Origin of the sequence: Rhodosalinus sp., assembly GCF_041685465.1 — a bacterium.
Classification (GTDB): domain Bacteria; phylum Pseudomonadota; class Alphaproteobacteria; order Rhodobacterales; family Rhodobacteraceae; genus Rhodosalinus.
Genome location: NZ_JAWLFS010000331.1, coordinates 1 through 2533, shown reverse-complemented (window position 1 = coordinate 2533; position 2533 = coordinate 1). Strand labels below are relative to the sequence as shown.

Annotated in this window: 1 protein-coding gene and 1 pseudogene; both read right to left on the bottom strand. The window is 73.7% G+C overall.

The window, feature by feature from the left end:
- Positions 1–527, bottom strand: a pseudogene (locus tag ACESL7_RS15310) (class I SAM-dependent RNA methyltransferase); the annotation flags it as partial.
- A gap of 108 nt (positions 528–635) precedes the next feature.
- A complete protein-coding gene (ggt, locus tag ACESL7_RS15305) occupies positions 636–2429 on the bottom strand; it encodes a gamma-glutamyltransferase (protein WP_372894158.1) in 1794 nt (597 codons plus the stop codon).
- Between the last annotated feature and the right edge of the window lie 104 nt (positions 2430–2533).

Below are 2533 nucleotides of genomic sequence, written 5' to 3'. Positions count from 1 at the left end.
AGGAAGAGCGCGGCCATCGTCTCGCGCAGCGGCGCCTTGCCGACGGCCTGCTTGTGGCCGCGCTGATGAAGCGGCGCGCCGGAGGTATCGACGCTCAGCGTGCAGAAGTTGTCCTCGATCCGGGCGGACAGGCGGACACCGCCCTCGCCCAGGGGCACGCCCGCGCCCTCCAGCGCGCCGGCGATGCGCGCGGCCGCTGCACGGTCGTGATAGACCTTCGAGCGGCGGCAGACGGCCTCCACCTTCACGGGCACATCGGCGCGGAACACCGCGCGCCAGTCGATCTTCCGTGCCCGCTTGTCGAGCTGCGCGAGGTGGAAGACCGGAAAGCCCCCGATCCGCGCGAGCACGCGCGACGCGCCGCGCAGTTCGAGATTGGCGCGCCGGACCTCCGCCCAGCCGCCACGGAAGGCGACACCGCCCGGCTGCACCTCCGGCAGCGGGAATCCCGCGTCCCGGGCCTCCTCGGCCAGGACCGCCTCGAGGCCCGGCGGCGCGGCGAGGAAGATCTCGACGTCCTGCTCCATCCCCTGCCTCTAGCCCGAACACGCGGCGGGGGCGAGGGGCACCGGCCGCGCATCGCGCGTGTCGCGCGCTCTTCGCGTGCCGGCCCGCGAGGGCCGCCGCGCCGCCCCTCACTCGCCGAGCGCAATGCCCTCGCGCCGCGGATCCGCGCCGCCGCGCAGGCCGTCTTCCCCGAGCGCGATCGCGTGAAGCCCCGAGGTCAGGGCACGCCGGTTCACCTCGTAGCCCAGTGCCTCGAGATCGCCGGCAAGCCCCTCGAGGCCCGCGTCCGCCTCCAGGTCGTAGGGACCGAAGCGGTTCACGAGATGGGGCAGGGCGACGGCCGCCTGAACGTCCATGCCCCAGTCGAGATGCGCGACGATCGTCTTGGCGACGTAGCCGATGATTGCGCTCCCGCCGGGGCTTCCGAGTGCGAGCACCGGTGCGCCGTCGCGGCGCAGGATCGTCGGCGCCATCGACGAGCGCGGCCGCTTGCCCGGCGCGGGCGCGTTGGCCACGGGCCGCCCGTCCGCGTGCGTGCGGAAGGAGAAGTCCGTGAGCTCGTTGTTCAGCAGGAAGCCGCGCACCATCAACCGCGAGCCGAAGGCATTCTCGATCGTCGTCGTCATCGAGAGCACGTTGCCGTCGCTGTCCACGATCGAGATATGCGATGTCGAGGGGCGTTCCGGCGACCGGCCCGCGCCCCAGTCGAGCGCGTGGTCGAACTCCGGTTCGCCAGGCGTCACGCGATCCGGGGCGAGCGCCTCCGCACCCTCGAGGAGCCGTGCCCGCGCGGCGAGATAGTCGCGATCCGTCAGCCCCTCGACCGGCACCGGCACGAAATCGCTGTCGGCCATGTAGCGGCCGCGGTCGGCGAAGGCGAGGCGCGAGGCGTCGCCGATGAGCCGCCAGGCCTCGGCGCTGTCGGGGCCCATGGCCGCCAGATCGAAGTGCTCCAGCATGCCGAGGATCTGTCCCACCGTCAGACCGCCGGAAGAGGGCGGCCCCATCCCGCAGACCTCGTGGCCCCGGTAGGGCGCGCAGACGGGCGCCCGCTCGCGCACCTCGTAGAGCGCGAGATCGGCCTCCGAAAGCCGCCCGGGATTGCCGGGGGCGCCCTGCACGGTCTCCACGATGTCCGCGGCGATCCCGCCTGTGTAGATGGCCGCGGCGCCCTCCGCCTGCATCTCCCGCAGCGTGTCGGCGTAGTCCGGATTGCGCAGGATCTCGCCCGCGGCCAGCGGACGGCCCTCTGGCAGGAAATAGGCCCGCGTGGGCGCGAAGCGCGCCAGCCGCTCGGCGTCGCGCGCGACCAGCGAAGCGAGCCGCGGCGAGACGGCGAAACCGTCCTCGGCACGCCGGATCGCCGGATCCAGCAGCGGCGCCCAGGCGAGCCGCCCCCAGCGCCGGTGCGCCGCCTCCATCAGCGCGGGCGTGCCCGGCGTGCCGACCGAGCGGCCGCCGACCACCGCCTCGAAGAAGTCGAGCGGCTTGCCTGCGGTGTCGAGAAAGAGCGTCGGATCCGCCGCGTGCGGCGCCGTCTCGCGCCCGTCGAGCGTCGTGATTTCGCCCGTCGCCCCGTCGTGGCGGACAAGGAACGCGCCGCCGCCGAGGCCCGAGCTCTGCGGTTCGACAAGGCCGAGCATCGCCTGCACGGCGACCATGGCGTCGGTCGCGGTCCCTCCGCGCGCCAGCACCTCCGCGCCGGCCGTGACCGCGTGCGGGTTCGCCGCCACGACCATCCAGTCCTCGGCGGCGACGGGCCGGCCGGCGGCCTTCGCGGCATGTGCCTCCCCGGCCGCCGCAGAGAACGCGATGTCGCCGGTCGGCGCTTCGGCCTCGGGCGCGACCGCGTCGGCGGCCTGCTGCGCGGCGGCTGCCGTGCCCCACACCGCGGTCAGCATGATGAAAAGAACGCGAGTCATGTCACCTCCGCCAGAACACGGGGGCACATTACCGGGCACAATGCCCTGCGTCGCGTCTTGCGTGGATGCTGCCGGCCACGCCCGGTTATCTGACGCCAGACAGC